General features: G+C 62.9%; 23 protein-coding genes and 2 pseudogenes. 11 read left to right on the top strand and 14 right to left on the bottom strand.

The window, feature by feature from the left end:
- Positions 1–85 precede the first annotated feature (85 nt).
- Positions 86–988: a transcriptional activator NhaR gene (nhaR, locus tag J1N02_RS24685; protein WP_027603159.1), complete on the top strand. Its 903-nt coding sequence runs from the start codon at positions 86–88 to the stop codon at positions 986–988.
- Positions 989–992: 4 nt separating this feature from the next.
- Here nhaR and J1N02_RS24680 read toward each other — a convergent pair whose 3' ends face one another.
- On the bottom strand, positions 993–2,150 hold the full coding sequence (locus J1N02_RS24680; protein WP_027603158.1) for an MFS transporter: 1,158 nt from the start codon (positions 2,148–2,150) through the stop codon (positions 993–995).
- Positions 2,151–2,382: 232 nt separating this feature from the next.
- Here J1N02_RS24680 and sstT point away from each other — a divergent pair, with 232 nt between their 5' ends.
- Entirely contained in the window at positions 2,383–3,603 is a 1,221-nt protein-coding gene (gene sstT / locus J1N02_RS24675) for a serine/threonine transporter SstT (protein ID WP_421147923.1), read from the top strand.
- A 64-nt stretch (positions 3,604–3,667) separates the two neighbouring features.
- On the opposite strand, the gene J1N02_RS24670 is transcribed toward sstT, so the two are convergent.
- Positions 3,668–4,177: a DUF1993 domain-containing protein gene (locus tag J1N02_RS24670; protein WP_027603156.1), complete on the bottom strand. Its 510-nt coding sequence runs from the start codon at positions 4,175–4,177 to the stop codon at positions 3,668–3,670.
- A 173-nt stretch (positions 4,178–4,350) separates the two neighbouring features.
- Between J1N02_RS24670 and J1N02_RS24665 the strand changes: the two genes are divergently transcribed.
- Positions 4,351–5,001 (top strand): YceH family protein, encoded by a 651-nt coding sequence (locus J1N02_RS24665; RefSeq protein ID WP_027603155.1) that lies wholly within the window; start codon positions 4,351–4,353, stop codon positions 4,999–5,001.
- A gap of 121 nt (positions 5,002–5,122) precedes the next feature.
- Here the strand turns inward: J1N02_RS24665 and J1N02_RS24660 are convergent, their stop codons facing one another.
- Positions 5,123–5,941 (bottom strand): shikimate 5-dehydrogenase, encoded by an 819-nt coding sequence (locus J1N02_RS24660; protein ID WP_108574783.1) that lies wholly within the window; start codon positions 5,939–5,941, stop codon positions 5,123–5,125.
- Between the two features lie 156 nt (positions 5,942–6,097).
- Between J1N02_RS24660 and J1N02_RS24655 the strand changes: the two genes are divergently transcribed.
- The 3 genes from J1N02_RS24655 to J1N02_RS24645 all read left to right on the top strand — a co-directional run bounded on the left by J1N02_RS24655 (position 6,098) and on the right by J1N02_RS24645 (position 7,153).
- Positions 6,098–6,451: a hypothetical protein gene (locus tag J1N02_RS24655; protein ID WP_027603153.1), complete on the top strand. Its 354-nt coding sequence runs from the start codon at positions 6,098–6,100 to the stop codon at positions 6,449–6,451.
- Positions 6,452–6,684: 233 nt separating this feature from the next.
- A complete protein-coding gene (locus J1N02_RS24650) occupies positions 6,685–6,879 on the top strand; it encodes a hypothetical protein (protein ID WP_027603152.1) in 195 nt (64 codons plus the stop codon).
- A gap of 91 nt (positions 6,880–6,970) precedes the next feature.
- A complete protein-coding gene (locus J1N02_RS24645; RefSeq protein ID WP_027603151.1) occupies positions 6,971–7,153 on the top strand; it encodes a hypothetical protein in 183 nt (60 codons plus the stop codon).
- Positions 7,154–7,156: 3 nt separating this feature from the next.
- Here the strand turns inward: J1N02_RS24645 and J1N02_RS24640 are convergent, their stop codons facing one another.
- A complete protein-coding gene (locus tag J1N02_RS24640; protein WP_108574784.1) occupies positions 7,157–8,224 on the bottom strand; it encodes an AI-2E family transporter in 1,068 nt (355 codons plus the stop codon).
- Between the two features lie 161 nt (positions 8,225–8,385).
- Between J1N02_RS24640 and yegQ the strand changes: the two genes are divergently transcribed.
- Entirely contained in the window at positions 8,386–9,705 is a 1,320-nt protein-coding gene (gene yegQ, locus J1N02_RS24635) for a tRNA 5-hydroxyuridine modification protein YegQ (protein WP_108574785.1), read from the top strand.
- Here the strand turns inward: yegQ and J1N02_RS24630 are convergent.
- The 6 genes and pseudogenes from J1N02_RS24630 to J1N02_RS24605 all read right to left on the bottom strand — a co-directional run bounded on the left by J1N02_RS24630 (position 9,702) and on the right by J1N02_RS24605 (position 15,393).
- A complete protein-coding gene (locus J1N02_RS24630; RefSeq protein ID WP_421147922.1) occupies positions 9,702–10,910 on the bottom strand; it encodes a pyridoxal phosphate-dependent aminotransferase in 1,209 nt (402 codons plus the stop codon). The two genes, yegQ and J1N02_RS24630, sit on opposite strands and share 4 nt — an antisense overlap.
- Positions 10,907–11,566 carry an RraA family protein gene (locus J1N02_RS24625; protein ID WP_421147921.1) on the bottom strand — a complete coding sequence of 220 codons (660 nt, stop codon included), beginning with the start codon at positions 11,564–11,566 and terminating at the stop codon, positions 10,907–10,909. Before J1N02_RS24625 ends, J1N02_RS24630 begins: the two co-directional genes overlap by 4 nt.
- Positions 11,563–12,231: an RraA family protein gene (locus tag J1N02_RS24620; protein ID WP_115488751.1), complete on the bottom strand. Its 669-nt coding sequence runs from the start codon at positions 12,229–12,231 to the stop codon at positions 11,563–11,565. The genes J1N02_RS24625 and J1N02_RS24620 overlap by 4 nt, the downstream gene beginning before the upstream one ends.
- Before the next feature lie 101 nt (positions 12,232–12,332).
- A complete protein-coding gene (locus tag J1N02_RS24615) occupies positions 12,333–13,088 on the bottom strand; it encodes a methyl-accepting chemotaxis protein (protein WP_421147988.1) in 756 nt (251 codons plus the stop codon).
- A 102-nt stretch (positions 13,089–13,190) separates the two neighbouring features.
- A pseudogene (locus tag J1N02_RS24610) lies at positions 13,191–14,012 on the bottom strand (cache domain-containing protein); the annotation flags it as partial.
- A gap of 61 nt (positions 14,013–14,073) precedes the next feature.
- Positions 14,074–15,393, bottom strand: a complete 1,320-nt coding sequence (locus J1N02_RS24605) for a Na+/H+ antiporter family protein (protein ID WP_166655334.1) — start codon at positions 15,391–15,393, stop codon at positions 14,074–14,076.
- A 184-nt stretch (positions 15,394–15,577) separates the two neighbouring features.
- On the opposite strand from J1N02_RS24605, the pseudogene J1N02_RS24600 reads away from it, so the two are divergent.
- Positions 15,578–16,921, top strand: a pseudogene (locus J1N02_RS24600) (HAMP domain-containing protein); the annotation flags it as partial.
- Between the two features lie 102 nt (positions 16,922–17,023).
- Positions 17,024–17,779 carry a methyl-accepting chemotaxis protein gene (locus J1N02_RS24595; RefSeq protein ID WP_371263343.1) on the top strand — a complete coding sequence of 252 codons (756 nt, stop codon included), beginning with the start codon at positions 17,024–17,026 and terminating at the stop codon, positions 17,777–17,779.
- A 174-nt stretch (positions 17,780–17,953) separates the two neighbouring features.
- On the opposite strand, the gene J1N02_RS24590 is transcribed toward J1N02_RS24595, so the two are convergent.
- Genes J1N02_RS24590 through J1N02_RS24575 form a run of 4 tightly spaced genes read right to left on the bottom strand, consistent with a single transcriptional unit; the run spans position 17,954 to position 20,551 of the window.
- The gene (locus tag J1N02_RS24590; protein WP_146478351.1) at positions 17,954–19,273 is read right to left on the bottom strand and encodes a sensor histidine kinase; all 1,320 of its coding nucleotides are present in this window, start codon (positions 19,271–19,273) and stop codon (positions 17,954–17,956) included.
- Positions 19,270–19,938, bottom strand: coding sequence for a response regulator transcription factor (locus tag J1N02_RS24585; protein WP_027603141.1), 669 nt, complete (start codon positions 19,936–19,938; stop codon positions 19,270–19,272). The genes J1N02_RS24590 and J1N02_RS24585 overlap by 4 nt, the downstream gene beginning before the upstream one ends.
- A complete protein-coding gene (locus J1N02_RS24580) occupies positions 19,938–20,249 on the bottom strand; it encodes a PepSY domain-containing protein (protein WP_027603140.1) in 312 nt (103 codons plus the stop codon). Before J1N02_RS24580 ends, J1N02_RS24585 begins: the two co-directional genes overlap by 1 nt.
- Positions 20,249–20,551: a PepSY domain-containing protein gene (locus tag J1N02_RS24575; protein ID WP_027603139.1), complete on the bottom strand. Its 303-nt coding sequence runs from the start codon at positions 20,549–20,551 to the stop codon at positions 20,249–20,251. Before J1N02_RS24575 ends, J1N02_RS24580 begins: the two co-directional genes overlap by 1 nt.
- Positions 20,552–20,745: 194 nt before the next feature.
- Between J1N02_RS24575 and J1N02_RS24570 the strand changes: the two genes are divergently transcribed.
- Complete coding sequence (locus tag J1N02_RS24570; RefSeq protein WP_146478350.1) at positions 20,746–21,825, top strand: patatin-like phospholipase family protein; 1,080 nt, start codon at positions 20,746–20,748, stop codon at positions 21,823–21,825.
- Between the two features lie 76 nt (positions 21,826–21,901).
- Complete coding sequence (gene queD, locus J1N02_RS24565) at positions 21,902–22,258, top strand: 6-carboxytetrahydropterin synthase QueD (RefSeq protein ID WP_003237990.1); 357 nt, start codon at positions 21,902–21,904, stop codon at positions 22,256–22,258.
- The last annotated feature ends 142 nt before the right edge of the window (positions 22,259–22,400 follow it).

The raw sequence follows: 22,400 nt of genomic DNA, 5'->3' as shown, positions 1-22,400 counted from the left end.
GCGAGGCATTCTATGCAGGCAAACAGTTCAGGAAAATTCGTATTTTTCTCGCGTATACTTCGGTTTTTACGAAGTGATGATCATCATGCTCAATTACCGACAGTTGCATTACTTCTGGGTAGTGGCCAAGACCGGCAGCATCGTGCGCGCCTGCGAGCAACTGAACCTCACGCCCCAGACCATCAGCGGGCAGATCAGCCTGCTGGAGCAAACCTACGGGATTGCGCTGTTTCAGCGGGTAGGCCGCCAGCTTGAACTCACCGAAGCCGGGCGCCAGGCCCTGCCCTATGCCGAACAGATGTTCCAGACCGGCAATGAACTGGAGGCGATGCTGCGCGCGCAGCCCAATGAGCAACAGATCCTGTTTCGGGTCGGTGTGGCGGATGTGGTGCCCAAGTCCATCGTGTACCGGCTGATCGCTCCGACCATGGAATTGAGCGAGCCCCTGCGCATTACCTGCCGTGAAGACAAACTCGAGCGTTTATTGGCCGACCTGGCGATCCAGCGCCTGGACCTGGTGATCTCCGACAGCCCCATGCCCTCGCACCTGGATATCAAGGGCTACAGCCAGAAACTGGGGGAATGTGGCATCAGTTTTTTCGCCACCCAGGCATTGGCTGACAGGTACGCCGGTGACTTCCCACAGTGCCTGCACGGCGCGCCCCTGTTGATCCCCGGCGCGGAAACCGTAGTGCGCAGCCGTTTGCAGCGCTGGTTTGCCGAGCAGCAGATCCTGCCCAGGATCATCGGCGAGTTCGATGACAGCGCCTTGATGCAGGCCTTTGGCCAATCCGGCAGCGGGATCTTTATCGCGCCCAGCGTGATCGCCGATGAAGTAGTGAGCCAGTACGGGGTGGCGTTGATTGGCCAGACCGATGCCGTCACCGAGTCGTTCTACGCGATCTCGGTGGAACGCAAGGTCAAGCACCCCGGCATCGTGGCGATTACCGAAGGTGCACGGCGTGAGTTGTTTACCGCCCTGCCCTGAGCGTTCAGGCGTTGGACGCGACCGCTGGCCTGGCGGTCATCAGCCACAGCGCCAGCAGCATCGACACCAGGATAAACCCGGAAGCGGCAAAGCCCAGGCTGCCGAGGCCGAGGGTGTCGATCACATGCCCGCCGACCATGGCCCCCAGGCCAATGCCCAGGTTGGCCCCGGCGATATTCAACGACGCCGCAAACGCCGGCGCATGGGGTGCGGCCTTCATCAACCGCACATGGCTGACCAGGAACAGCGCCGCCTGGGTCACGCCCCACACCGCCATCGCCGCCGCCAGGCCGACCGTGGAGTGGATCGCCGGTACCAGCGCGACCATGCCGGCGATCATGAAACCGCAGAACACCATGGAAGCGATCAGCGGGTGACGGTCCACCGCACGCCCGCCCAGGGAGTTGCCGATCAGCCCCACTGCGCCAAAGCCCATCAGGCACCAGCCCACCAGCGTGCCGTCGAAACCGGCCAGGCGCTCAAGGATGTCCGCCAGGTAGGTATACGCCGTGAACATGCCGCTGAATACCAGGACCGACAACAGGATATGGCCTTGCATCAGCGGGTTGCGCAGGATCTTGAACTGCGAGCGCAACGACACCTGGTCGTTCTTCGGTTGGGTCACCGGCAGGTAGATAAACAGCAGCAAGGCCTTGGCCAGTGCGACCACGGCGAGGATCGCAAACGCGGCGCGCCAGCCGAACATATCGGAAATCAGCGTGCCCACTGGAATCCCGAACACCGTGGCGCAGACGATGCCGAAGCCGATCTTTTCGATGGCGCGCCCGGCGTATTCGGGGCCGACGATATCCACTGCGGTTTCACTGGCCAGGGCCCAGAACACCGGCAGGCCCAGGGCCGGGATCAAGCGCGCCAATGCCATCACCCAGATATTCGGCGCCAATGCGGCCACGGTATTGGCCACGCCGAACAGGAGCAGGATGCTGATAAACAGACGCTTGCGGGGGAAACGGGCGCAGTAAGCCGTCAGAAACGGACCAAAGGCCGCCACGGTAAACGCAAACAAGGTCACCAGCAGGCCGGCCTGGGACACGCTGACGTTGAGGTCCCGGGCAATGGACGGCAACAGGCCGACGATAACGAATTCTGTGGTCAGCACGGTAAAACCGGCGGCCGACAGCAGCAGGATGGGAAACAGCATGAAAACTCCAGAAACGGCGACATCAACGACAGCCCGAAGGGCCCGCTGACGGAGAGGAAAGGTGAGAGGGCAGAATCTTAACAGAGTATGTCCGGCTTTTGCGAAGCCCCGGCGACCCAATGCCGCAGCGGCCGGGACAGGTCCAGCGGCATGCTAGACTTCGCGCCCTGCTTCCTACAGCCCTTTCCGCCTGCATTGCTGTGCCCTTAAAAAAACTAGAGACAACCTTCATATGACTGCTGCCCCTTCCCTTTTCCAACGCCTGGCCCGCATCAGCCTGGTCACGCAAATCGTCATCGGCTTGATCGCCGGCATCCTGCTGGCCCTGCTCATGCCGGAGGCGGCCAAGGCCACCGGGTTTATCGGCAAGGTATTTGTTGCCGCGCTCAAGGCCGTGGCGCCGATCCTGGTGTTTGTGCTGGTGATGGCGTCGATCGCCAACCATAAACACGGCCAGGAAACCCATATCAAGCCGATCCTGTTCCTGTACCTGCTGGGCACCTTTGCCGCCGCCGTGGTGGCGGTGATTGCCAGCATGTGGTTTCCCTCATCGCTGGTGCTCGCTACCCATGACGCCACCGTGAGCGCTCCCGGCGGCATCGGCGAGGTCTTGCAAAGCCTGCTGTTGAGCGTGGTGGACAACCCCATCAGCGCACTGATGAACGCCAACTTCATCGGCATCCTGGCCTGGGCCATCGGCATGGGCATTGCCATTCGCCATGCCGGCGAAACCACCCGCACGGTGCTCGACGACCTGTCCAACGGTGTGACCCTGATCGTGCGCGTGGTGATCCGCTTCGCCCCGCTGGGTATCTTCGGCCTGGTGGCCTCGACACTCGCCACTTCGGGCTTCGGCGCCCTGCTCGGCTACGCCCACCTGCTGGTGGTGCTGATCGGCTGCATGCTGTTCGTGGCACTGGTGGTCAACCCGGCCATCGTGTTCTGGAAACTGCGCCGCAACCCGTTCCCGCTGGTGCTGATGTGCCTGCGCGAAAGCGGCATCACCGCGTTTTTCACCCGCAGCTCCGCAGCGAATATCCCGGTGAACCTGGCCTTGAGCAAACGCCTGGGCCTGCATGAAGACACCTACTCGGTGTCGATTCCACTGGGTGCCACGATCAACATGGCCGGTGCTGCGATCACCATCACCGTGTTGACCCTGGCGGCCGTGCACACCCTCGGCATTGCCGTGGACCTGCCGACCGCCGTGCTGCTCAGCGTGGTCGCGGCGATCTGTGCCTGCGGCGCGTCGGGTGTGGCCGGCGGCTCGCTGCTGCTGATTCCCCTGGCATGCAGCCTGTTCGGTATCCCCAGCGAAATCGCCATGCAGGTGGTGGCCGTAGGCTTCATCATCGGTGTGCTGCAGGATTCGGCGGAAACCGCGCTCAATTCGTCCACCGATGTGCTGTTTACCGCGGCCGCGTGCCTGGGCAAGGAAGAGCAGTCGGCTTAAGCGCCAGGCGTAAAAAAGCCCGGGGTGGTTCAGGAATGAACCACCCCGGGCTTTTTTTCGAGCCTTAGAAAGCGCCCATGTAGTCCCGCTTGCCCACTTCCACACCGTTGTGACGCAGCAAGGCGTATGCGGTGGTGACGTGGAAGAAGAACTGCGGCAGGCCGTAGGTCAGCAGGTAGGACTGGCCGCTGAAGCGCTTCTCTTTCGGCGTGCCTGGGCGGGTAATGATCTCGATGCCTTCCTTGCCGTCGACTTGCTCGGGCTTGATGGTGTCGACAAACGCCAGCACCTTGGCGATCAGCGCTTGCAGGTCGGCGAAGGTGACTTCGGTATCTTCGTATTTCGGTACTTCGATCTCAGCCAGGCGTGCGGAAACGCCCTTGGCGAAGTCGACGGCGATCTGCACCTGGCGCACCAGTTGGAACATGTCCGGGAACAGGCGTGCTTGCAGCAAGGCGTTGGGTTCGATGTTCCTGGCGGTGGCGTGGGCTTCGGCTTTGTTCAGCACATCGCTCAGGGCGCTGAGCATTTGCTTGAAGACGGGGATGGAGGCGGCGTACAGGGAAATAGTCATGGCAGTCTCATGGGTAATGGCAGGGTTGGAACCAGCGGCGATTATAGACACGCCAGGCGCTTGTCTTTTATTTTTTCCGGCTTAGGCTAGGCGGGGGCGTTCTCAATTAGTTTCCCCGCCGCGCTGGGGAAACTAATTGAGAGCGCTCCCATTCACAGCATAGGGAAAGCGCGATGACCGCCGAGCACGACACCGACACCCCTGAGCCGCGCCTGAACAGCACGGAAATTCGCGTCCTGGGTTGCCTGATCGAAAAACAGGCGACCAACCCGGAAACCTATCCCCTGACCCTCAACGCCCTGGTCCTGGCCTGCAACCAGAAGACCAGCCGCGAGCCGGTGATGAACCTGAGCCAGGGCCAGGTTGGCCAGAGTCTGCGTGCGCTGGAAGGCCAAGGCTTCACGCGCCTGGTGATGGGCAGCCGCGCCGACCGCTGGGAGCATCGCGTGGACAAGGCGCTGGAACTGGTGCCGGCCCAGGTGATCCTGACCGGGCTGATGTTCTTGCGTGGGCCGCAGACGGTCAACGAACTGCTGACCCGCAGCGGGCGCATGCATGACTTCGAGGATGCCGAGCAGGTGGTGCACCAGTTGGAGCGCCTGATCGCCCGCGGGCTGGCGCTGCTGGTGCCGCGCCAGGCAGGGCAGCGGGAAGATCGCTATACCCATGCGCTGGGGGATCCGGCGGACATCGAGGTGATTATCGCGGCGCGGGGAAGCCCGGTGGAACGCTCTGCCGGCGCAGTCTCGCTGGATCGTATCGAAGAGCTTGAAGCACGAATTGCAGCTCTGGAAGAGCGATTGGCGCAGCTGGAACAGGCCTGACACGGTCAAACATGTGGGAGGGGGCTTGCTCCCGATAGCGGTGTATCAGGCAATGAAAGTGTTGACTGACCCAGCGCTATCGGGAGCAAGCCCCCTCCCACATTTAGAGCAGCAGCGGCCTTCAGTTGCGGGCGAAGGCTACTGCCGCCTGGAACTGTTCATCCGTAGGTCGCACGCCGGTGTACAGCACGAATTGCTCCAACGCCTGGATCGCAATCACCTCCAGCCCAGTGATCACCCGCTTGCCTTTGGCCCGTCCACGCACGATCAGTGGCGTTTCGGCGGGGATCGCCACCACATCGAAGACAGTGTCCGCGGCATCCACGGCATCCGCGTCGAACGCCAGGGCATCCGCCTCGGCCCCGCCGGTCATGCCGATGGGGGTGACGTTGATCAGCATCTGTGGGCGCAAATCGCCCAGTTCCGCCTGCCACTCATACCCCAGGTTGTGCGCCAGCGCCCGGCCTGCCGCTTCGTTACGCGCCACGATCACACCATTGGCGTAACCGCCATCCCGCAAGGCGCTCGCCACGGCCTTGGCCATACCGCCGCTGCCACGCAGGGCGAAGGTCGAATCCTGCGGCACGGCGTGTGTCTTGAGCAATTGTTCGACGGCGATGTAGTCGGTGTTGTAGGCCTTGAGATGGCCATTGGTATTGACGATGGTATTCAGGGAGTCAATGGCTTGAACCGAATCGTCCAGTTCGTCCACTAAGGCAATGGCGGCCTCCTTGAAGGGCATGGACACCCCGCAACCCCGGATGCCCAACGCGCGGATACCACCTATCGCGCCGGGTAAATCCTGGCTGCTGAAGGCTTTATAGTAGAAGTTCAGCCCCAGCTGTTCGTACAGGTGGTTATGAAAACGCAAGCCAAAATTCCCAGGGCGGGCCGACAGCGACATGCACAGTTGGGTGTCCTTGTTGGGGTGCATCTGCATGGATAACTCCTTTGAGTAAGCAAATCGGTACAGACCTTACACAACCTTTACCTAGCGGCCGTGCTGTTTTTCAGAAATACGTTGTCTTAAAAGTATCCCCGCGACATTACTTGAGTCTATTGATTGCAGACCACAAGCGCAGGGGCTAACCGAGGAATGACCATGATTCGTACAATCCCCAAGATCGCCTTGCTGGTAGGTGCACTCGCTATGGCAGGCCAAGCCTCCGCCCATGGTGGTGGATGGGGTGGCCCAGCCGTCTTGGGTGCCCTGGTCGGCGCCGCCGTAGTGGGCTCCGTGGTGGCCAGCCAGCCCCGTGAGGTCTATGTGCAGCAGCCGGTCTACGTGCAACCGCAGCCGGTGTATGCCGCGCCGCCGCCCGTCTACTACGCACCACCGCCACCGGTGTACGTGCAGCAGGAGGTCTATTACCGCCCGGCGCCGGTCTATTACGGCCCACCGCGTGGCTACTATGGCCCGCCCCACGGCTATTACCGCCGCGGCTGGTAAGTCTCAACCGTCAGCTATGCAACAGGCCTCGCCCACCCGCGGGGCCTTTTCTTGTGGGTAACGTCCGGATTTATCCTGCCAAGGTCGCTCTGAGGACAATGACCGGGCTGCAATCCCACATGATTAAGGTCGAAAGTCTACTTGCCCGAACGGGGCTCACGCTGTCATGTTTGTGTCACGCCACACTCCCACTATCAATCCTGTCCACTCCATAACAACAAGGACGACTGACCATGCCCACACAAAATCCGCACCGCACCGCTGGCCTGTGTACGTCCAGCAAGGTCTACAGCGCCCTCACGGAGCTCAAGCACCTGGAAGGCCACCGCAGCGCCAAGTTCCTCGCGCTGCTGGCGGAAAACCTGGTGCACAAAGGCCTGCTTAATGAGCAGGAAGTGGTGAGCATGCTCGATCAAGTGGTCGACTGAGGCCTTTTGTTGATGTCGACTATCGAGCCAGATGATTTTTCCTGAGCGCCTGTGCCCCGTAAGGTGACCTCCATAGCGATTGGAGGTCCTTATGCCCACTGTTCAAATCATGTCCGTCATCGGCAGCGCCGTCCCTGCCCCGCTTCGAGAGCTGGGTTTATTGGCTTGCTGGTACGTGGTGCGCGACGGCGAAGCCATCAGCGGCCCACTCACTTCCCTGTCTGACGCCGAAAAACAACTGCAGCAAGCCTCGAACTTCCGCCTGCACGCCTGAGACTCAAGGCAACGGCAACTTGACCCGCGGCTTGCTCTCGACAAACAACGCCCAGCTGGACATGAACAGCGCCGCCACCAGCGGCCCGATCACGAACCCGTTGAGGCCGAATACCGACAGGCCGCCCAGGGTCGAGATCAGGATCAGGTAGTCCGGCATCTTGGTGTCCTTGCCCACCAGGATCGGGCGTAATACGTTGTCCACCAGGCCGATCACAAACACGCCGAACAGGCCCAGCACCACACCCTGCCAGATCGAACCGCTCAACAGGAAGTAGGCGGCCACCGGCCCCCACACAATGCCCGCGCCCACGGCCGGCAGCAGTGATAGAAACGCCATCAGCACGGCCCAGAGCAACGCACTGGGAATGTCCAGGAACCAGAAGATCAAACCACCCAGCGCCCCCTGGGTTACGGCCACCAGCACATTGCCCTTGACCGTGGCGCGCACCACCCGATTGAACTTGAGCTGCAACCGACGCTTCTGCGGCTCGGCCAGCGGCACCGCTGTGCGGACCTTGCGCACCAGTTCCGGGCCGTCGCGCAGCAGGAAAAACAGCAGGTACAGCATGATGAAAAAACTCACCAGGAAATCAAACGTGCCCTGGCCGAAGCTGAACGCCTGGGTCGCAAAGAACTGGCTGCCCTGCATCGCACTCTTGACGATCTTCTCGCGCAGCCCTTCCAGGTTGCCCATGCCGAAGCGGTCCAGCAGGTGCTGGAAGTACGGCGGCAGGAAGTTCTTGAACTGCTCGATATAGCCGGCCACGTCCAGCTTGCCGCTCTCGACGTTTTTGTACAGCGTGGCGCCCTCTTGCACCAGCAACGCGCTGGTAATGATCACCGGCAGGATCGCGATCACCAGGCACACCATCAAGGTGGCCAGGGACGTCAGGTTGCGGTTCCAGCCGAAGCGCTGCTGCAGGCGACGTTGCATCGGCGCAAAGATGATGCCGAGGATCACCGCCCAGAACACTGCACCGTAGAACGGCAGCAATATCCAGATAAAGGCGATGGTCACCAGGGCCAGCAGGAGCAGCAGGGTCTTGAATTGCAGGTTGGTTTGATTCATGTCCGATCCATGTCAGAAAAGCAGGCCGCGCGTGTGCGTCCAGCTGCTTAGTCCACCGCAAATCCCGGGAGTGCCATCTTTGTTGCGGTAAGCGTAGACCCAGATCAATAAAGCCCGGTACACGTTGGGCTACGCTCGCGGCCTTTTGCGACCCGATCCCCATGCCTCTCGTCCTTGCCCCCGAACTGCTCGCCCCCGCCGGCACCCTGAAAAACATGCGCTACGCCTTCGCCTACGGCGCCGATGCGGTCTACGCCGGCCAGCCGCGCTACAGCCTGCGGGTGCGCAACAACGAGTTCGACCACGCCAACCTCGCGCTCGGCATCCAGGAAGCCCACGCGTTGGGCAAGCGGTTCTACGTGGTGGTGAACATCGCGCCACACAATGCCAAGCTCAAGACCTTCCTCAAGGACCTCGCCCCGGTGATCGCCATGGGCCCGGATGCGCTGATCATGTCCGACCCGGGCCTGATCATGCTGGTGCGCCGGCACTTCCCGATGATGCCGATCCATCTGTCGGTGCAGGCCAATACGGTGAACTGGGCCAGCGTCGAGTTCTGGCAGCAGCAAGGGATTTGCCGGGTGATCCTGTCACGGGAGCTGTCCCTGGAAGAAATCGACGAGATTCGCCAGCAGGTACCGGCCATGGAGCTGGAAGTGTTTGTCCACGGTGCCTTGTGCATGGCCTATTCCGGGCGCTGCCTGCTCTCGGGCTACATGAATAAACGTGACGCCAACCAGGGTACCTGCACCAATGCCTGCCGCTGGAAATACCAGGCCACCCCGGCGGTGGAAAACGCCACGGGCGATATTGTCCAGGTGTATCAACCGGAACCCACACTGGGGATCGGCGCGCCCACCGACCAGGTGTTCCTGCTGCAGGAAGCCAACCGCCCCGACGAACAGATGCCCGCCTTCGAAGATGAACACGGCACCTACATCATGAATGCCAAGGACCTGCGCGCCGTGCAGCATGTGGAGCGCCTGACCCACATGGGCGTGCATTCGCTGAAGATCGAAGGCCGCACCAAATCGCATTTCTACTGCGCCCGCACGACCCAGGTGTACCGCCAGGCAATCGATGATGCCGTGGCCGGTCGTGCGTTTGACCGCAACTTGATGACTGACCTGGAATCCCTGGCCCAACGCGGCTACACCGAGGGCTTCCTGCGCCGCCACGTGCACGACGAATACCAGAATTACCAGAACGGCAGCTCAGTGTCCGAGCGCCAGCAGTTTGTCGGCGAATTGACCGGCGAGCGCCGCGGCGAACTGGCCGAGGTCAAGGTGAAGAACCGCTTTGCCGTGGGTCATCACCTGGAGCTGATGACCCCCGCCGGCAACTTCCACTTTGACCTGGCCAGCCTGCACAACGCCAAGGGTGAAGCCATCGATGTGGCGCCGGGAGATGGACACACGGTGTATGTGCCCCTGCCGACCGAAATGGACCTGCGCTTCGGTTTGCTGATGCGCGACGTCTAACGGGTCGCAGCGCAGAACCGGTGGATCGCCTCGCAGGCCTGGCGCAACGAGGCGTCGTCCAACGCGTAGGCGATGCGCAGGTACGGCGCCAGCCCGAACGCACTGCCGGGCACCACGGCCACATGGGCTTCGTCGAGCAAGGCATCGGCCACGTCTTCGTCGGTATGCAGCCGCTTGCCGGCCGGCGTGGTGCGGCCCAGCAGGCCGGCGCAGGACGCAAAGGCATAGAACGCACCGTCCGGGTTCATGCATTCCAGCCCCGGGCTGGCGTTCAGCAAGGCCACCACCAGGTCACGGCGCTGCTCGAATACCGCCCGTGACTGCTGGATAAAGTCCTGCGGGCCGGTCAATGCAGCAATCGCGGCCTGCTGGGAAATCGCACTGGCCCCCGACGTCTGCTGGCCCTGGAGTTTTTCCATGGCGGCCAGCAACCAGCGCGGGCCGGTGGCGAAGCCGATGCGCCAGCCGGTCATGGCATAGGCCTTGGACACGCCATTCATGGTCAGCACCCGTGGCGCCAGGCGCGGCTCGACTTGCGCCAGGGTGTGGAAGGTTTGCCCGCCGAACAGCAAGTGCTCGTAGATATCGTCCGCCAGCACCAGCACATGGGGATGTTTCAACAGCACCTGCGCCAGGGCCTGCAACTCCAGCCGGCTGTACACGGCGCCGGTCGGGTTGGACGGTGAGTTGAGGATCAGCCAGCGCGTGCGGGGGGTGACCGCCTGCTCCAGCGCCGCCGCGGTCAGCTTGAACCCCTGCTGGGCGGCGCACGGCAAAATCCTTGCGGTACCGCCGCACAGTTCGACCATTTCCGGGTAGCTGACCCAATACGGCGCGGGCACGATCACCTCGTCGCCTGCATTCAAGGTGGCGGCCAGGGCGTTGTAGATCACATGCTTGCCGCCGTTGCTGACCAGGGTGTCCTGCCAGGTGACGTCCAAGCCGTTTTCGCGACGGAACTTCTGCGCCACCGCTTCACGCAACGCTCGCACTCCGGCGACCTGGGTGTAACGCGTATGGCCGTTGCGGATCGCATCGATACCTGCCTGGCGGATGTGTTCCGGGGTGTCGAAATCCGGCTCCCCGGCACACAACGAGATGATGCTTGCGCCCTCGGCGCGGCGTGCGGCCACGCGGTCGATGATACGGTAGGTGGCAGACGGTCGGGCCTGGGCCAGGCGCGTGTTCAGGCGTTCAATGGTCATGCGTCCTTCCTCTGCAAGGTGTGATAGCCCAAAGACTCACGCGCCTGCCTGAGTGTCCTGCCGGCCTCGATCTGCGCGCGGATCCGGGCTTCCACCGCCTCGATCTGCCGGGCCGTAAGCGCGACCTCCTCGGCACGGGCACGCGGCACCACCAGTACGCCATTGGCGTCGGCCACCACAATGTCCCTTGCACACACGCGCGCGCCGCTGATCGCCACCGGCTGGTTCACCGCCAGCACTTCCACACGGTCCTTGCCGGTGCGCATGTAGCGGCCCTTGGTGAACAACGGATAGCCATCGCCGAGGGCTTTGCTGACATCCCGGCACACCCCGTCGATCACCGTAGCGGCAATGCCCCGGCTGCCTGCGTACTGGGTCATGATGTCGCCCCACACCGTGCAATCGCTGCGCCCGGCGTTGGCGATAACCACCACATCCCCCGGCAGCACGTCTTCGATAAAGTCACCGACCGAGCCCGGCGGCGTGGTCGCCGGGACGTATTGCACGGTAAACGCCGGGCCCACCACGGTGCCCCGGTAGTTATCCAGCGGTGCGATGCCCAGGCATTGGCCGGCAATCCCGAGTTTATCCATGGCATCCGACACACCCGGTGTATCGAGCCCGGCAAACAGGGCGACAAGGTGTTGATCGTTCATCGGGCAGGCTCCACGCGGATGGCTTCGAAATGGCTGTCGTGCATCACATCGGCCACCGAGCGGCCGCTGCGCACGGCCTCGACCATGCCGGCTTCACGGGCGGCGATGCGCTCGCCCAGGTCCAGCACCTGCTCGATAACGGCAGCGGGGATGAACACCGTGCCGCAGCGGTCGGCAATCACGAAGTCGTCCTCCGACACGTTCACACCGCCCACGCTGACAGTGACGCCGGAATCGACCTGCACCACCCGGTTGCGCGCGCTGATCATGGTGACGCCACGGCCATAGACCGGGTAGCCGATGGACGCACTGCCGTCGATATCGCGACTGCAACCGTCGATCACCGAGCCACGAATGCGCCTGGCCACGGCGGCATTGGCGATGATGTCGCCCCAGCAGGAGATCCCCTCCAGCCCACCGGCGATCACCAGCACACGGTCGTCGGTGGTGATCGCGTCGATCACCGGGGAAATCAGGTGTACGGCGGGCGCGGCATCAGTCTTGGGCGCCAGCTTGACCGTGCTGGCCCGGCCCACCACCTTGGGGCAGTCCCACAATGGGCGGATGCCCACCACTGCACCCGGCAGTTGCAGGAAATCCAGTGCGTCGGAGACCGTATTGGTGTCGAGTTCAGCCAGGCGCTGAAGCGGGTCGGGAAGTGGCATGAGGTGAGCCCCTGTGGTGAGTGGGGCTCAAGTCTCACTGAGGGGCGGTGATAGGTATATTCGTATTAACGGTGGATAACCATACGCTCAACCTATGAGAATCAGATCCTGAACTGGCCGACCAATTGGCCCAAGCGTTGGCCCAGGTCCGCCAGACTGCGCGACGTCTGGGCGCCCAACTGGGTTTCATCGGCCACGCTGTCCACCGCCACGGCGATCTGATGCACACTGCGGTTGATCTCTTCGGCAACGGCAGTCTGTTCTTCGGCGGCGCTGGCAATCTGCGCGTTCATCGAGTTGATGGTGCCGATCAACTGGGCCATGGTGTCCAGGGACGCCCCGGCTTCGTTGGCCTTGGCCGAGGTGCCGTCGCCGGCATCGCTGGAGCGGCGCATGGCATCCACGGCCGCCTCGGTGCCTTTTTGCAGGCGGTCGATCATGCCCTGGATTTCCTGGGTGCTGGTTTGCGTGCGGCTGGCCAGAGCGCGCACCTCGTCGGCGACCACGGCAAAACCGCGCCCGGCCTCCCCTGCCCGCGCGGCCTCGATCGCCGCGTTGAGGGCCAGCAGGTTGGTTTGTTCGGCAATCGAGCGGATCACGCCGAGCACGCTGACAATCGACGACACGTCCTGCTGCAGGCTGTCGAGGGACACACCGCTGCTGCGGATGTCATTCACCAGCGCATTGATCTGCGCAATGCTGCCGTCCACCACGCGCTTGGCGGCCTGGCCTTCGGCATCGGTCTGTTGCGCGGCCACGGAGGCGCCCTGGGCACTGCGCGCCACTTCTTGCGCTGCGGAGGACATCTGGTTGATGGCGGTGGCCACCTGGTCGGTCTCGTGACGCTGGCGTTCCATGGCCTGCTCCGAGCGCTGGGCCTGGTCGGACACCTGGCTGACCAGGCCGGTAAGTTGGGTGGTCATCTCGGTGATCTGGCGCACCAGGCCGTGGATCTTGTCGACAAAGCGGTTGAACGCGCCGGCCAGGTCGCCCAGTTCGTCCTGGCTGGTGATGGCCAGGCGGCGGGTCAAATCGCCTTCACCGGCAGCGATGTCGTCGAGGTTGGCTTTCATCAAATGCAGCGGGCGCAAAATGGTGTTGGCCAGCAGCATGCCGACGGCGGCGATCACCAGCAACACCACCACGGCCACGCCGAGGATGCTCAGCAGCACGCCTTCCATGCGTGTTTTCACTTTGGCTTCGACCACCGCCACCTGGGCTTCGATGCCATCCAGGTTCACCGAGGTGCCGATGACCATGTCCCACTTGGGCAGGTATTCGGTGTAGCCCATCTTGGGCACCAGTTCGGTCTGGCCGGGCTGGGTCGAGCTGTATTGCAGGTAGTGGGTGCCGTCCTTGCCGACCTTGACCAGGTCACGGTTGACGTAGACACCGTTGGGATCACGGTTGTCCTTGAAGCTCTTGCCCACGCCGTCGGGGCTGTTGCCTTTGAACAGGCGGATGGTCTCGGAGTCGTAGCCGAAGAAGTATCCGTCCTTGCCATAGCTGGTGTTGGACAGCAGCTTGACCACCTCGGCCCGCGCCGCCGTATCCCCGGGGGCGGCCGCGTCATAGAGCGGCTTGATGGTGGTCATGGCCACTTCCACATAACTTTGCAGGGTGGCCTTGGCGTTGTTGAGCAGGCGCTGGCGGGTTTCATCCACCTCGTTGCGCGCCTGGCCCTGGAGGATCCACACGGTGGTCAGGCTGATGACCACGGCGAACAGCAACACCGGCACAACGGCGAGGGACAGGACTTTGGCCTTCAGGCTCAGACGCATGGCTTTTCTCTCTTATTGGGCGACTTGAGAGGTTATCGGCCAGCGCCTGTGAATCTGTAGATCAGAGCGTCATCGCCGCCAACCAGCCAAACGCCAGCAACGGAAGGTTGTAGTGCAGGAACGTCGGCACCACGGTGTCCCAGATATGGTGATGCTGGCCGTCGATATTCAGGCCGGAGGTCGGGCCGAGGGTGGAGTCCGAGGCTGGCGAACCGGCATCACCCAGCGCCCCGGCGGTGCCGACAATGCACACGATGGCCAGCGGGCTGAAGCCCAGTTGCACACACAGCGGCACGAAAATCGCCGCCAGGATCGGCACCGTGGAAAACGACGAGCCGATGCCCATGGTCACCAGCAGCCCCACCAGCAACATCAACAACGCCCCCACCCCACGGCTATGGCCGATGAACGCCGCCGAGGTTTCCACCAGCGAGCGTACGTCGCCGGTGGCCTTGAGCACTTCGGCAAAGCCTGACGAGGCGATCATGATGAAGCCGATCATCGCCATCATCTTCATGCCTTCGGTGAACAAGTCGTCGGTGTCGCGCCAGCGCACGATGCCCGAGACCGAGAAGATCAGGAACCCGGCCAGGGCACCGATGATCATGGAGTCCAGCCACAACTGGATGATGAACGCCGAGGCAATCGCCAGGCCGGCCACCAGCAGGGTCAGGGGGTTGTACTGCACCGCCACTTGCTCGACCCGTTCGATTTTCTCCAGGTCATACACGCGCTTCTTGCGGTAGCTGATAAACACCGCCACCAGCAGCCCGACCACCATGCCCAGCGCCGGCAGGCTCATGGCGTGGGTGACGTTGACCTGGCTGATGTCCACGCCGCTCTTGGCCACATTGGCCAGCAGGATCTGGTTGAGGAAGATATTGCCGAAGCCCACCGGCAGGAACATGTACGGCGTGATCAGGCCGAAGGTCATCACGCAGGCGATCAGGCGGCGGTCCAACTGCAATTTGGTCAGCACATACAACAGCGGCGGCACCAGCAACGGGATAAATGCGATATGGATCGGCAGGATGTTCTGCGACGCAATCGCGACCACCCACAGCAGGCCGATCAGCAACCATTTGACGTGGTTGCCGCCGCTGGCTTCCTGACGGTCGACCAGCAGCAAGGCCTTGTCCGCCAGGGCGTGGGCCAGGCCGGACTTGGCAATCGCCACGGCGAAAGCGCCGAGCAAAGCGTAGGACAAGGCCACGGTCGCCCCCCCTCCCAAGCCACCGTTGAACGCCTTGAGCGTGGCCTCGATGCCCAGGCCACCGGTCAGGCCGCCCACCAGGGCGCCGACAATAATGGCGATGACCACATGCACGCGGGACAGGCTGAGTACCAGCATGGTGCCGACCGCGGCGATGACTGCGTTAATCATGGTTACCTCAAGCAGAAACATACAAAACAGGCATGCCCGCGCCCGGGCGGCCATCGGATGGCAGCCGGCGTGCAGGCTTGAAGGAGGTCTTATTAGAGGGCGCGCACTGTGCAGCAGGTCGCGCCCCATGTCAAAAAGCGGCGCCGCTTTCAGGTTTAAATTGATCGTTTGAATAAAGAAAATGCCAGATCGGCCGATAACCGGGCTCTATGTGTTTTCAGGTAAGGATGTACCGATGTCCCTCAGACAGCTCTCCATTCAATGGAAAATCACCCTGCTCGCCGGCCTGTGCCTGCTGGGGATCGTGACCCTGCTGGTGGGTTTGTCGTTGTACCGCATGGCGCAGAGTTCCGAGCAGGTCAAGGCTTCCAGCATGCAGATGCTCGATGAAGCGGCCCAGGCTCGCATCGAGGCCCAAGGTGAGGTGCAGGCCGCGGGCATCCGCCGGCAATTCATGGACGCCTACCAATATGGGCATGGGTTTTCCCGCCAGGTCCTGTTCCTGCGTGAGCAAGCCGAAAAACGCTTCCTCGACGCCTTCGACACCCGCGAAGACCTGACCCGCCAGGTCAAGGCCGCCCTGCAGGCCAATCCGGAACTGCTGGGGCTGTCCCTGGTATTCGAAGCCAATGCACTGGATGGCAAGGATGAGTTGTTCGCCGGCCAGGCCGAACTGGGCAGTAATGACAAGGGCCGCTTCGCCCTGTACTGGTCGCAGCCGACGCCGGGCACGCTGACGTCGATGGCACTGCCGGAAAGCGACATGTCCGACACCCGCGTCGGCCCCAGCGGCGAACCGGCCAACGCCTGGTTCACCTGCCCGCGCAGCACCCTCAAGCCGTGTGTGATCGAACCGTACTTTTATGTGATCGACGGGCAAAACGTGCTGATGACCAGCATCGTGTTTCCGTTGACGGTCAATGGCAAGGTGATCGCTTCGCTGTCGGTGGACATCAACCTCAACAGCCTGCAGGCCGTGAGCCAGCAGGCCAGCCAGAAGCTGTATGACGGCCAGACCCAGGTCAGCATCCTCAGCCCCACCGGTCTGCTTGCCGGCTACAGCGCGGACGCCAGCCAGTTGAGCAAACGCCTGGATCAGGTCGATAGGCAAAACGGCGCGCAATTGATCAGCGCCCTGGCCGGCGGGACACAGACCCGCAGCCTGCGCACCGACCATCAACTCAAGGTGCTGGCGCCGTTCGCGCCGATTCCCGACGGCAAGCCATGGGGCGTATTGCTGGATGTACCGGAAAAAGTCCTGATGGGGCCGGCTGAAGCACTGAAGGCCCAGATGGACGCCGATAATACCCGCGGCACCCTGCTGGAATTGGGCTTGGGCCTGCTGGCCGCCGTGATCGGCCTGATCCTGGTCTGGCTGATGGCCCGCAGCGTGACCCGACCGATCCTCGGCGTGGCCCATATGCTTGAAGACATCGCCAGCGGCGAAGGCGACCTGACCCGCCGCCTGGCGTATGACAAACAGGACGAACTGGGCCAGCTCGCCGGCTGGTTCAACCGTTTCCTCGACAAGCTGCAACCCATCATTGCCGAAGTCAAACGCTCGGTGCAGGACGCCCGTGGCACCGCCGACCAGTCCGCCGCGATTGCGACGCAAACCAGCGCCGGCATGGAGCAGCAGTACCGCCAGGTCGACCAGGTGGCCACCGCCTCCCACGAAATGAGCGCCACCGCCCAGGACGTGGCCCGCAGCGCCGCCCAGGCGGCCCATGCCGCGCGGGATGCCGACCAGGCTACCCGCGACGGCCTGACAGTGATCGACCGCACCACCACCAACATCGGCCAACTGGCGGCCGATATGAGCACCGCCATGGCCCAGGTCGAAGGCTTGTCCGCCAACAGTGAGAAGATCGGCTCCGTGCTCGAAGTGATTCGCGGCATCGCCGAGCAAACCAACCTGCTGGCGCTCAACGCGGCAATCGAAGCCGCCCGCGCCGGTGAGGCCGGCCGCGGGTTTGCCGTGGTCGCCGACGAGGTACGCAACCTGGCACGGCGGACCCAGGAGTCGGTGGAGGAAACCCGCCTGGTGATCGAGCAATTGCAAAGCGGCACCGAAGAGGTCGTCGGCTCCATGGGCAACAGCTATCGCCAGGCCCAGGGCAGTGTCGAACAGGTCGGCGAGGCCGTTACCGCCCTGCGCCAGATCGGCGATGCGGTCACGGTGATCAGCGACATGAACCTGCAAATCGCCAGCGCCGCCGAAGAGCAAAGCGCGGTGGCCGAAGAGATCAACCACAATGTGGCGACCATTCGCGATGTGACCGAGTCGTTGTCGGAACAGGCCAATGAGTCGGCGCGGGTGAGCCAGGCGTTGAACAGCCTGGCGAATCAGCAGCAGGGGTTGATGGACCAGTTCCGCGTCTGAGGGTCGAAGACAAGTCCAATGTGGGAGGGGCTTACTGTGGTGAGGGGGCTTGTCCCCCGACGGGTTCACTGGAGATCCATTGGGGCTGCTGCGCAGCCCAACGCGGGCGGTGCGACGATTCCACAAGCCCGCTCGCCACAGAAAGCCCCCTGCCGCATTTTGATCTACGGCGTGTCAGCCATGGCGTTTGGGTAACTCGATCAGCGCCTTGAGCCCGCCCAGCTCGCTCTCCTGCAACTGCAACACCCCGCCCCACACCTCGACAATGTCGCGCACGATCCCCAGCCCCAGGCCATGGCCGTCGATCTGTTCGTCCAGGCGTGCACCGCGGCTGAAGACCTGGTCACGCTGGGCCTCGGGAATCCCGGGACCGTCATCTTCCACCGCCAGCAGGTAAGCATGCGGCGTCTCGCTGACGCTCGCGCGCACCTCCGCATCCGCCCATTTGCAGGCGTTGTCCAACAGGTTGCCGAGCAGCTCCAGCAGGTCTTCGCGGTCCCAGGGCAGTTGCAGGCCAGGCGCGACGTGGTAACTGAGGTCCAGGTGTTCGCCATGGATCATGCTCAAGGTGGCGAGCAGGCCGGGCAGTTCTTGTTCACAGTCGAACAAGGCACCCGGCAGGGTCTCGCCGGCCAGCCGGGCGCGATTGAGTTCACGGTTGAGGCGTTGTTGCACCTGCTCCAATTGCTCGCGCAGCAGTTTGCTCAGTTCGGGGTGATCCTTGAGCGCCTCGCTCGAGGCGGCGCTCAACAGCACCGCCAGCGGGGTTTTCAGCGCATGCCCAAGGTTGCCGAGGGCATTGCGCGAACGTTTGAGACTGTCTTCGGTGTGGGCCAGCAGGTGGTTGATCTGGGCGACCAGTGGCTCCAGCTCCAGCGGCACCTGGGTGTCGAGTTGCGAGCGTTGGCCTTGTTGCAGTTGGGCGATCTGGTTACGCGCGTTTTCCAGCGGGCGCAAGGCACGACGCACGGTGACTCGCTGCAAAAACAACACCAGCAGCAGTGCCGCCAGCCCCAACACCAGGCCGATCCGACGCATCAGGCGAAAACTTTCCCGCACCGGGGTGTAGTCCTGGGCCACGCTGATGGAAATCGATTGGCCAAAGCGTTTGTAGTCCGAACGCAGGACCAGCAATTGCTGGCCTTCGGGGCCCAATTGCAGGTTGCCCTTGAGCCCGGCCTCGGGCAGTCGGGGCAATTCCTGGTCCCACAGCGAGCGGGAGCGCCAGTGAGTGTCGGCAAAATCGATGCGGAAGTAATGCCCGGAAAACGGCCGCTGGTAGGCCGGCGACAGGCGCTGCTCATCCAGTTGCACACCGTTGGGCCCGCGTACCAGGGCGACCAGCAGGTTCTCGGCATCGTTGCGCAACCCGGCTTCCAGGTAGCGTTGCAAACCGGCCTCGAACAACCACAGGCTGGTTTGCGCCAGCACCACGCCGACGATCACCATCACGCTGATCAGGCCCAGGCTCAGGCGGCGCTGAATCGACTTCATGCAGGGCTGGCGCCAAACCGGTAGCCCTGGCCGCGCCGGGTTTCGATCACACTGCGCCCGAGTTTGCGGCGCAGGTGGTTGACGTGCACTTCCAGTACGTTGGAGTCGCGCTCGGTCTCGCCGTCGTACAGGTGCTCGGCCAGGTGGCTTTTCGAGAGGATCTGTTCGGGGTGCAACATGAAGTAGCGCAACAGGCGAAATTCTGCGGCGGTCAGTTGGATCTCGTCGCCATCGCGCAGCACGCACTGGCGGCCTTCGTCCAGGTGCAGGCCGGCAGCCTGCAAGGTGGGTTGGTTGGCCTGCCCGTGGGAGCGGCGCAACAGCGCCTGGATGCGCAGGTGCAGCTCTTCGGGGTGAAAGGGTTTGCTCAGGTAATCGTCGGCACCGGCCTTGAGCCCTTCGATACGCTCGGCCCAGGAATCGCGGGCGGTGAGGATCAACACCGGGGTGGCCAGTGCGGCGGCGCGCCATTGCGCCAGCACCTCAAGGCCGGGCAAACCGGGCAGGCCGAGGTCGAGGATGATCAGGTCGTAGGGTTCGCTGCGGCCCTGATACGCAGCGTCACGGCCGTCGGCCAGCCAGTCGACGGCATAACCCTGGCGCTGCAGGCCGGCCAGCAGTTCATCGGCCAAGGGTACGTTGTCTTCCACCAGGAGCAGGCGCATCAGTCTTCCTCATCTTTGATCAGTACACCGTTGGTGGCGTCGAGTTTGATCTCGCGCACCACGCCGTCGGTGGTCACCAGTTCCACTTCGTAGGCATATTGGCCATGCTTTTTCTCAAGCTCGGCTTCCAGCAGGCGCGAGCCGGGATACCGCGCCATGGCCTGCTGCAACAGTTGCTCCAGAGGCAGGATCACCCCCTGCTGGCGCAGCGCCAAGGCTTCGTCCTGGTTGAGGTCGCGGGCCTGCAAGCCTGAGCAGAACACCACCAGCACCAACGCCACTCGACTGCCGGCGCGTAAATTTACCTTCATTACGTATCCTGATGATTCTTGAGAACCTGCCCGGTGAGCGCGTCCAATTCGACCTCCCATTCAATGCCGTCGGCATCTTGCAGTTCGACTTCATAGACATACTTGCCGTAAGCCTCGTCCAGGTCGGTGTCCAACAGCGTTGAACCGGGGTGCAGGGCCTGGGCTGTGGCTTCGAGCTGGTCGAACGCGACAATTGTAACAGTGGCGGGCACGGTCAGTGGTTTGTCAGGGTCCACGGCTCCGGCCTGGGTCGCCGTGGAGGCGATGATAGCGGCGGCGACCAGAGCAGTGAGGCGTTTCATGATGAGTCTCCGTTACACGATGTTTTTCCTACACCGGCCACGGTAGCGGCTGCAACTTAACTGAAACTGAATTGCCACCATGGCAATTTCCAGCAGCCGCGACAGGCTACGATGCTTATTCAGGATTCACGCGGTATCGTTAGCGTTTTTCGCGAGCACGCTTGCACCTGCACCTCGCTTCAACAGAGACCGGTATGACAGCCATCCATATCAAGTTCCCCGCCCTGACCCTCAAGGCCGGCAAACGCGCCTTTGCGCGCATTCGTGAACAAGGCCTCAAGCCTGCGGATGTCGGCATACTCCCCGGTGCGGCCGGCGGCCCCAAGGCGCTGGGGATCCAGGGCCTGGACCTGGCGCTGTTCAGCGACTGGCTGCCGCGCGCACCGCGGGAGCGGGCGTTGATCGGCGCATCGATCGGTTCCTGGCGGTTTGCCAGCGCCTGCCTGCCCGACCCGGTGCAAGGCCTGCTGGACCTCGGCCGCCTGTACAACGAACAACGCTTTGCCAAAGGCGTGACCATGGCCGAAGTCAGCCGCAGCTGCCAGCGCATGCTCGACGACCTGCTGGCCGGCCGCGATGCACGGGTGCTGGACAACCCCGACTACCGGCTGAACATCATGGTGGTCAAGAGCCACGGCCTGCTCGCCGATGACCACCGCGGGCGCCTGGGTTTGGGCCTGTCCTCGGTGATTGCCGACAACCTGCGCGGCCGTGCGCGACTGGCGCGGCATTTCGAGCGGCTGATCATCCACGACCCGCGCCAGGCACCGCCGGTGCACCCGCTGAAGGATTTCCCCTCGCGCTTCCTTGCGCTGGACATGGGCAACCTGCGCCAGGCATTGCTGGCGTCCGGGTCGATCCCCATGGTGATGCAAGGCGTGCGCGACCTGCCCGGAGCCGGCACCGGCACTTACCGCGACGGCGGCCTGCTGGACTACCACCTCGACCTGCCCTACCACGGCGACGACATCGTGCTGTACCCGCACTTCACCGACCGGGTCATCCCCGGCTGGTTCGACAAGGGCCTGCCATGGCGGCGCAGCAACCCGCACGGCTTGCAGGATGTGTTGCTGCTGGCGCCATCCAGGGACTACCTGGCCCGCCTGCCCCACGGCAAACTGCCGGACCGCAGCGACTTCAAGCGCTTCATGGGCGACGACCCGAGCCGCAACAAGTACTGGCAAACCGCGATGAGCGAGAGCCGACGGCTGGGGGATGAGTTTCTACAACTGGCCGATAACGGTGGCCTGGGCGAGCGCTTGCAGGCGCTTTGACCCAGCGGTATGCGCGGCATGGGATCAAGCTGTTAAACTCGCCGCCTGCCAGATACCTGACCGAGCTGAAAATACTGTGGAAATCTTCAAAGAGTTTACCTTCGAGTCCGCCCACCGCCTGCCCCACGTACCGGAAGGCCATAAGTGCGGGCGCCTGCATGGGCATTCGTTCAAGGTGGCGATCCACCTGAGTGGCGACCTGGATCCCCATACCGGCTGGATTCGTGACTTCTCGGAGATCAAGGCGATTTTCAAGCCGCTCTACGAACGCCTCGACCACAACTACCTCAATGACATCCCAGGCCTGGAAAACCCTACCAGCGAAGTGCTGGCCAAGTGGATCTGGACTGAACTCAAGCCGCTGCTGCCGGAGCTCAGTGCGATCCGTATCCACGAGACCTGCACCAGTGGCTGCATCTATCGCGGCGAGTAAGCCTGCACTGTTAAAAAACCACTCTTGCGGTTAATGCCAGTCAGTTAAGGAGGAACACTGTAACTGTGGTGAGCGGGCTTGCCCCGCGTTGGGCTGCGCAGCAGCCCTAAAACACAGTCCCGTGCAGCGCTCTTATTGGGGC

This window comes from Pseudomonas sp. NFX5, from assembly GCF_049132125.1.
Classification (GTDB): domain Bacteria; phylum Pseudomonadota; class Gammaproteobacteria; order Pseudomonadales; family Pseudomonadaceae; genus Aquipseudomonas; species Aquipseudomonas marginalis.
The sequence above is the reverse complement of the archived record's forward strand: the minus strand, read 5'-3'. Positions and strand labels throughout refer to the sequence as shown.

Excerpts from the sequence above, each read along its gene's own strand:
- nhaR (WP_027603159.1), top strand. The coding sequence starts at position 86 with ATGCTCAATTACCGACAGTTGCATTACTTCTGGGTAGTGGCCAAGACC.
- J1N02_RS24680 (WP_027603158.1), bottom strand. The coding sequence starts at position 2,150 with ATGCTGTTTCCCATCCTGCTGCTGTCGGCCGCCGGTTTTACCGTGCTG.
- sstT (WP_421147923.1), top strand. The coding sequence starts at position 2,383 with ATGACTGCTGCCCCTTCCCTTTTCCAACGCCTGGCCCGCATCAGCCTG.
- J1N02_RS24670 (WP_027603156.1), bottom strand. The coding sequence starts at position 4,177 with ATGACTATTTCCCTGTACGCCGCCTCCATCCCCGTCTTCAAGCAAATG.
- J1N02_RS24665 (WP_027603155.1), top strand. The coding sequence starts at position 4,351 with ATGACCGCCGAGCACGACACCGACACCCCTGAGCCGCGCCTGAACAGC.
- J1N02_RS24660 (WP_108574783.1), bottom strand. The coding sequence starts at position 5,941 with ATGCAGATGCACCCCAACAAGGACACCCAACTGTGCATGTCGCTGTCG.
- J1N02_RS24655 (WP_027603153.1), top strand. The coding sequence starts at position 6,098 with ATGACCATGATTCGTACAATCCCCAAGATCGCCTTGCTGGTAGGTGCA.
- J1N02_RS24650 (WP_027603152.1), top strand. The coding sequence starts at position 6,685 with ATGCCCACACAAAATCCGCACCGCACCGCTGGCCTGTGTACGTCCAGC.
- J1N02_RS24645 (WP_027603151.1), top strand. The coding sequence starts at position 6,971 with ATGCCCACTGTTCAAATCATGTCCGTCATCGGCAGCGCCGTCCCTGCC.
- J1N02_RS24640 (WP_108574784.1), bottom strand. The coding sequence starts at position 8,224 with ATGAATCAAACCAACCTGCAATTCAAGACCCTGCTGCTCCTGCTGGCC.
- yegQ (WP_108574785.1), top strand. The coding sequence starts at position 8,386 with ATGCCTCTCGTCCTTGCCCCCGAACTGCTCGCCCCCGCCGGCACCCTG.
- J1N02_RS24630 (WP_421147922.1), bottom strand. The coding sequence starts at position 10,910 with ATGACCATTGAACGCCTGAACACGCGCCTGGCCCAGGCCCGACCGTCT.
- J1N02_RS24625 (WP_421147921.1), bottom strand. The coding sequence starts at position 11,566 with ATGAACGATCAACACCTTGTCGCCCTGTTTGCCGGGCTCGATACACCG.
- J1N02_RS24620 (WP_115488751.1), bottom strand. The coding sequence starts at position 12,231 with ATGCCACTTCCCGACCCGCTTCAGCGCCTGGCTGAACTCGACACCAAT.
- J1N02_RS24615 (WP_421147988.1), bottom strand. The coding sequence starts at position 13,088 with ATGGAACGCCAGCGTCACGAGACCGACCAGGTGGCCACCGCCATCAAC.
- J1N02_RS24595 (WP_371263343.1), top strand. The coding sequence starts at position 17,024 with ATGGAGCAGCAGTACCGCCAGGTCGACCAGGTGGCCACCGCCTCCCAC.
- J1N02_RS24590 (WP_146478351.1), bottom strand. The coding sequence starts at position 19,273 with ATGAAGTCGATTCAGCGCCGCCTGAGCCTGGGCCTGATCAGCGTGATG.
- J1N02_RS24585 (WP_027603141.1), bottom strand. The coding sequence starts at position 19,938 with ATGCGCCTGCTCCTGGTGGAAGACAACGTACCCTTGGCCGATGAACTG.
- J1N02_RS24580 (WP_027603140.1), bottom strand. The coding sequence starts at position 20,249 with ATGAAGGTAAATTTACGCGCCGGCAGTCGAGTGGCGTTGGTGCTGGTG.
- J1N02_RS24575 (WP_027603139.1), bottom strand. The coding sequence starts at position 20,551 with ATGAAACGCCTCACTGCTCTGGTCGCCGCCGCTATCATCGCCTCCACG.
- J1N02_RS24570 (WP_146478350.1), top strand. The coding sequence starts at position 20,746 with ATGACAGCCATCCATATCAAGTTCCCCGCCCTGACCCTCAAGGCCGGC.